Below are 6,347 nucleotides of genomic sequence, written 5' to 3' on the forward strand. Positions count from 1 at the left end.
AAAAATTATGCAGTCGTTTGATTGAAGCGACTGCATAAAAAAAACACTCAAAATAGCATGAATAAAAGCATCAAATTATTGTCATTTTTAGGAATTTTCGCTTGCTCAAAAACTGAAACAAACGTTGATAATCAGGTTATTACGCCAACAACACCTAACCAAATTGTAGTAGCTCAAAATGGTTCAGGAAATTTCAAGACTATTCAAGAAGCAATCAACAGTATCGCAAAAAAATCATCCAAAGAGCGAGTAATTTTCATTAAAAATGGCACTTATTCAGAAAAGATATATTTGGATGGAATCCAGTTTTTGAAACTTAAAGGCGAAAGTGAAAAAGGAGTTATTATCACCATTGCCGAAGCTCGTGATTTTTGGTACTGTAACCCCAACAATAAATCCGATTGGGGTGTTGCAACTATCAATATTAGTCAATCGACCGATATTACGCTTGATAATTTGAGCATAATCAACAGTTATGGCTTTGATGCCACTGATACTCAAATAACAATTACTTGCCCAACCGATGCCACAGGACAAAAAACAGTACGAAAAGACGGACATCAAATGGCTCTCAGAACTTCTTCTGGAGCAACTCGTTTGATTGCCAAAAACTGTACTTTTAGGGCATTCGGTGGAGATACCGTTAGTCCTTGGGACGGTACAGTAGGAATGTATTATTTCAAAGATTGCACAATAGAGGGCGGCGTTGATTTTTACTGTCCACGTGGTTGGTCGTATGCCGAAGATTGCCATTTTATTTGCCACAATACAAGTGCCGCTTTGTGGCATGATGGCTCGGCAAATAAAGAAGCAAAAACTGTCTTGAAAAATTGTACATTTGAAGGCGATAAAGGTTACAAATTAGGCCGTTATCACCTCGAATCTCAATTTTATTTGATAGATTGTCAATTCTCCGACCTCATGGCAGATGCTGATATTTATGCCGCAACATCAGGCACAGGCACTCCACTATGGGGACGTAGAGTTTACTATAAAAATTGCCACCGACAATCAGGAAATGACTTTGCATGGCTAAAAGACAATTGGAATGTAGAAAGTAAAACGATAAACTCTGCGTGGGCTTTCGACGGAAAATGGATGCCTTAATTACTAAAAACTTACGCTTTACAAACGGTACAATTCTAAAACCATATTGATCACAACCAATTGATTATCAATTATTAATAACAAAAACAGCAATCTTTTTAATATGAAAAAACGTACTTTATTGCTTTTTATAGTAGTTTTTGCTTTTAATCAAAGCTCAATTTACGCACAAAATACTGATATGTTTTCGCCAAAGTACATCAAAGAAACAATGGTAAAAGTTACGGATTGGCAAATGAAAAACCAGATTCACAAAGAAACCGATTGGACAAACGGAGCATTCTTTGCAGGTGTTTTTGCAGCTTACGAAACAACCAAATCGCCAAGAATCCTGGACTCTTTGATGGCTATGGGTGAGCGAAATCTTTGGTTGCCTCACCCACGTTTCGACCACGCCGATGATATTGCTATCAGTCAGACCTACATTGATTTGTACCGAATTAAGAAAGACCGTCGCATGATTCAGGCAACGCTTGATAGTGTCTTAAAAATGAGAAAAATTAAGGGCAATGAAGTAAAAAAACATGGCATTGCTTGGTGGTGGTGTGATGCTCTTTTTATGGCCCCTCCTACTTTAGCTAAATTGGCGGTTACACTCAAAGACCCTTCGTTTTTTGTACAAAATGACTCACTTTACAAGCAATGCTACGATTTGCTTTATAATAAAGAAGAACATCTTTTTGCCCGTGATGCCAATTATCTTTGGAACGCACAAGGCGAAGGCAAAAAAGAGGCCAATGGCAAAAAACTCTTTTGGTCAAGAGGTAATGGTTGGGTAATGGGCGGTTTAGTAAAACTTTTGAAAGAAATGCCAAAAAACTACCCAACTCGTAGCTTTTATGTAACATTATATAAAGAAATGGCAACTCGTTTATTAAGCCTTCAACAAGCTGATGGACTTTGGAGAGCCAGTTTACTCGACCCAGCCTCATATCCTGGTGGCGAAGGAAGTGGTTCGGGCTTTGATTGTTACGCAATGGCTTGGGGAATCAATAATGGAATCTTAAACAAAGCTACTTACCTCCCAGCCGTACAAAAAACTTGGAAAGCACTTAATTCACTCATCACTCCAGCAGGAAAAGTTGGTTGGGTTCAACCAATCGGTGCCGACCCTCGCCGTAATTTCAACTCAGAAAGTTTTGAAGTTTATGGTGCAGGAGCATTTTTATTGGCAGGAAGTGAGGTAATTAAGTTGAAAAAATAGACAATGCAATCAAACAAATATTGTAGGGGTTTATGCTATAAATCCTTGTCGTAGAATAGCATAAATTCATGTCATAGAATTAATTTATACCCCAGAATTATATTTTCATAACACCAATTACCAATAGCGTACGAAAGTCTTGTCAAAATAGTATTAAAAAAAGAAATATTATGGCATAATAAACAAAATAAACTCAATAGTTTTGCTAATTGATAAATTCACTGCGGGTTTGCCCCTGCTGTCTTTTAGAATAAAAGTTAAAATTACTTATAATAAAGCCAACTGCTAAACGCTAATTGCCAATAGCCTAAGAAATATGAAGCCGTTTTTAGACGAAAATTTTTTGTTACAAACCAAAACCGCTCGTACACTCTATCACGAGTATGCGAAGGATATGCCCATTATTGATTACCACAATCACCTACCGCCCGACCAAATTTTAGGAGATAAGGTTTTTGAAAATATTACGCAAGTTTGGCTATACGGCGACCACTACAAATGGAGAGCTATGCGTACCAACGGTATCAATGAAAAATACTGTACAGGTACTGCTTCTGACTACGAAAAGTTTGAGAAATGGGCAGAAACTGTACCTTATTCACTCCGTAATCCATTGTATCATTGGACGCACTTGGAGTTACAACGTTACTTCGATATTAAAGAAGTTCTGAATCCTGAAAGTTCGAGAAGAATTTATGAGGAATGTACAGCGAAAATTCAAACACCTGACTATTCAGTAAGAAATCTGTTGGGTAAAATGAATGTCGAAATTGTTTGTACAACCGACGACCCACTCGATTCGCTTGAGTTTCACCAACAATATCACAAGCAAGAAGGCACAAATGTAAAAATGTTACCTGCTTTCAGACCTGATAAATTTATTTTGATTGAAAACCCTAATTTCTCGACATACATTCAGAAATTAGGTATAATCGTAAATTTCGAAATAAATACTTACGAAGAATTATTGAAAGCCCTCCGTAGCCGTGCCGATTTCTTTGCAGGTGTTGGCTGTCAGTTATGCGACCACGGTTTAGAACAATTATATGCCGCTGATTTTACTCCCGAATTGGCTAATGCCGCTTTCCAAAAAGCGATTTCAGGCAAAACACTTAGCTTAGAAGATGCTCTTATTTTCAAATCGGCAATTTTGCACGCTTTGGGTGTAATGTACCACGAACTCGGCTGGACACAACAATTCCATTTGGGAGCTTTACGCAATAATAATACCCGTGCATTAAGAGTTTTAGGGCCAGATACTGGCTGGGATTCTATCGGAGATTATTCACAAGCCATGGCACTTTCAAAGTTTTTGGGGCGACTTGATGAACATGACCAATTGGCAAAAACCATCATTTATAACCTTAACCCTGCTGACAATGAAATAATTGCGACCATGATTGGCAATTTCAATGATGGCTCAATTGCAGGAAAAGTTCAGTTTGGCTCTGGATGGTGGTTTCTCGACCAAAAAGATGGTATGGAACGTCAAATCAACGCTCTTTCAAACATGGGTTTGTTGAGTCGATTTATTGGAATGATAACCGATTCGAGAAGTTTCTTATCATTTCCTCGTCATGAATATTTTCGCCGAATTTTGTGTAATATTCTTGGAAATGATATTGAAAATGGTGAAATTCCAAATGATATTAAATGGACCGGTCAAATTGTACAAAATATTTGTTATAATAACGCCAAAAATTATTTTGGATTTTGATTAGGTGTTAGGAATTAGGAGGTACGAAAAATGCCAACCTCCTAAAAAACTAATCACACGAGCAACTATATCCTAAAATCTAATCACATCGGCCATGTCATAAAACCTAATTCCTAAAACCTCTCATTCAACCCTTAAAGAATTTATGGAAAAAATCGGAAAGTACCGCTGGACAATATGTAGTCTGGTCTTTTTTGCAACCACTGTCAATTACCTTGATAGGCAGGTTATTAGCCTTTTAAAATCTGTTTTATCAACAGACTTGAAATGGGACGATGGCGACTACGCCAATATAGAAATCACATTCAAAATATTTTATTCTTTCGGTATGCTCATTGCTGGTAGCATTGTCGATAAACTCGGTACAAAAAAAGGATATGCCTGGGCAACTGGATTTTGGAGTTTGGCAGCTGTTGGTCACGCATTAGCCAACTCAGCTGTTGGTTTTATGATAGCCAGAGCAGCCTTAGGACTTACTGAAGCTGGAAATTTTCCAGCAGCAATCAAATCTACTGCCGAGTGGTTTCCTAAAAAAGAAAGGGCATTGGCAACTGGTATCTTCAACTCAGGTACTAACATCGGGGCAATCGTTGCACCACTCACAGTACCCTTAATAGCAGTATATTGGGGTTGGCAATGGGCGTTTATCATTACTGGTATGATTGGCTTTATTTGGTTAGTTTTATGGCAAATTTATTATACATCGCCCAAAGATTCTAAAAAACTCAGTAAAGCCGAATACGATTATATTCACTCTGATAAAGAAGAAGAAGAAAATATAAAAAACGAAGAAAAAGTACCTTGGCTAAAATTATTGGGTTTCAGACAAACTTGGGCTTTTGCTTTAGGAAAATTCTTGACCGATCCTGTTTGGTGGTTTTATCTTTTCTGGTTGCCAGATTTTCTACAAAGCGAATACAAACTTACATTGATTGAAATCTCATTTCCTGTGGCGGTTGTATATATCATTTCCACAATTGGTAGTATCGGTGGAGGTTATCTACCATTGGCATTTATCAATAAAAATATGCCTGTTTTTAAAGCTCGTAAAACTTCGATGTTTATTTTTGCTTTGTTTGTTTTACCAGTTATTTTCTCGCAATTGGCAGGAAAAGTTAATATGTGGTTAGCAGTATTGGTTATCGGCATCGCAGCAGCGGCTCACCAAGCATGGAGTGCCAATATTTTCACAACGGTATCAGATATGTTTCCTAAAAAAGCCACGGCTTCGGTTGTAGGTATAGGTGGAATGGCAGGTGGTTTAGGCGGAATTCTACTGACTTGGGCTGTGCAGAAAAATATGTTTGTTTATTATCGCAGTATTAACCAAATCGAAACGGCTTATTATATTATGTTTGCTATTTGTGCAGGAGCATACTTGTTAGCATGGCTCATTATGCACCTTTTAGTACCAAGAATGAATAAAGTTGATATTTAAAATTAACGACAAACCCTTATTTCTATGAAAAACATATTAATCTTAGCTTTATCTCTAATAATTGGTCAAGCAGCACTTGCCCAAAACACTAAAGCCGATGTTGAAGCACTCGAAAGAAAACGCTTTGCAGCACAGGTTTCAAAAGACTTCGATTTTCTTGAAAAAATATTTGCTGATGACTTGGTGTACACCCATTCAAATGCAAAGGTTGATAATAAGATTTCTTATCTTGCCTCAATAAAAGAAGGAAAAAGTGTTTATAAAAGCATTGATTTACAAGAAATTAGCGTGAGAGATTATGGAAAAATTGCCGTTGTAAATGGCAGAGCAATGATTGAGCTTGGCCCAGTTGATGGCAAACCAAATATTGTGAACCTACGCTACACGGTAGTTTATTCAAAAAATGGCAAAAAAGGCTGGCAATTAAATACTTGGCAATCAACGAAATTACTGTAAATTGGTCATGAGATACGAGATGCAAGAAGTGAGGTATGATAAATAAAAATATTGAATCTCAAATCTAGCATCTCGTATTTAAATATCTATTGGTTTTTCATTATTTTTGAAAAAAAACAAAACCATAATGAAAAGCCTATCTATTATTTTGCCTTCCAATTTTTATTTCTTCTCACGGGCGTAAAAGCTCAATCACCTCAAACTCTCACCCTTGCAAAAACGCCAAAAGAAGTCGGCTTTTCGAGCGAACGATTAAAACGATTAGATGTTCATTTTCAAGAAGTTATTGATAAAGGCATCGCCCCAAATATTGTTACTTTTATAGCAAAAAAAGGCAAAATTGTTCATTATAAAGCATTTGGTTACAGTAATCTTGAATCAAAAACACTTCTTAAAAAAGATGACATTTTCAGAATTGCTTCACA

The 6,347-nt window shown here is 36.9% G+C and carries 5 protein-coding genes and 1 pseudogene; all 6 read left to right on the top strand.

What is annotated here, in order from left to right; all coding sequences use genetic code 11:
- Nucleotides 1–57 precede the first annotated feature (57 nt).
- Nucleotides 58–1,107, top strand: a complete 1,050-nt coding sequence (locus ACH2CJ_RS07080; protein WP_394991607.1) for a pectinesterase family protein — start codon at nt 58–60, stop codon at nt 1,105–1,107.
- Between the two features lie 103 nt (nt 1,108–1,210).
- Nucleotides 1,211–2,311 (top strand): glycoside hydrolase family 105 protein, encoded by a 1,101-nt coding sequence (locus ACH2CJ_RS07085; RefSeq protein ID WP_394991610.1) that lies wholly within the window; start codon nt 1,211–1,213, stop codon nt 2,309–2,311.
- Nucleotides 2,312–2,627: 316 nt separating this feature from the next.
- A complete protein-coding gene (gene uxaC, locus ACH2CJ_RS07090; RefSeq protein ID WP_394991612.1) occupies nt 2,628–4,028 on the top strand; it encodes a glucuronate isomerase in 1,401 nt (466 codons plus the stop codon).
- Nucleotides 4,029–4,173: 145 nt separating this feature from the next.
- Nucleotides 4,174–5,466 (top strand): MFS transporter, encoded by a 1,293-nt coding sequence (locus tag ACH2CJ_RS07095; protein WP_394991614.1) that lies wholly within the window; start codon nt 4,174–4,176, stop codon nt 5,464–5,466.
- Nucleotides 5,467–5,490: 24 nt separating this feature from the next.
- Nucleotides 5,491–5,922 (top strand): nuclear transport factor 2 family protein, encoded by a 432-nt coding sequence (locus ACH2CJ_RS07100; RefSeq protein ID WP_394991617.1) that lies wholly within the window; start codon nt 5,491–5,493, stop codon nt 5,920–5,922.
- A gap of 51 nt (nt 5,923–5,973) precedes the next feature.
- A pseudogene (locus tag ACH2CJ_RS07105) lies at nt 5,974–6,347 on the top strand (hypothetical protein); the annotation flags it as partial.

The sequence above is a fragment of the Emticicia sp. genome (assembly GCF_043780375.1).
GTDB lineage: Bacteria > Bacteroidota > Bacteroidia > Cytophagales > Spirosomataceae > Emticicia.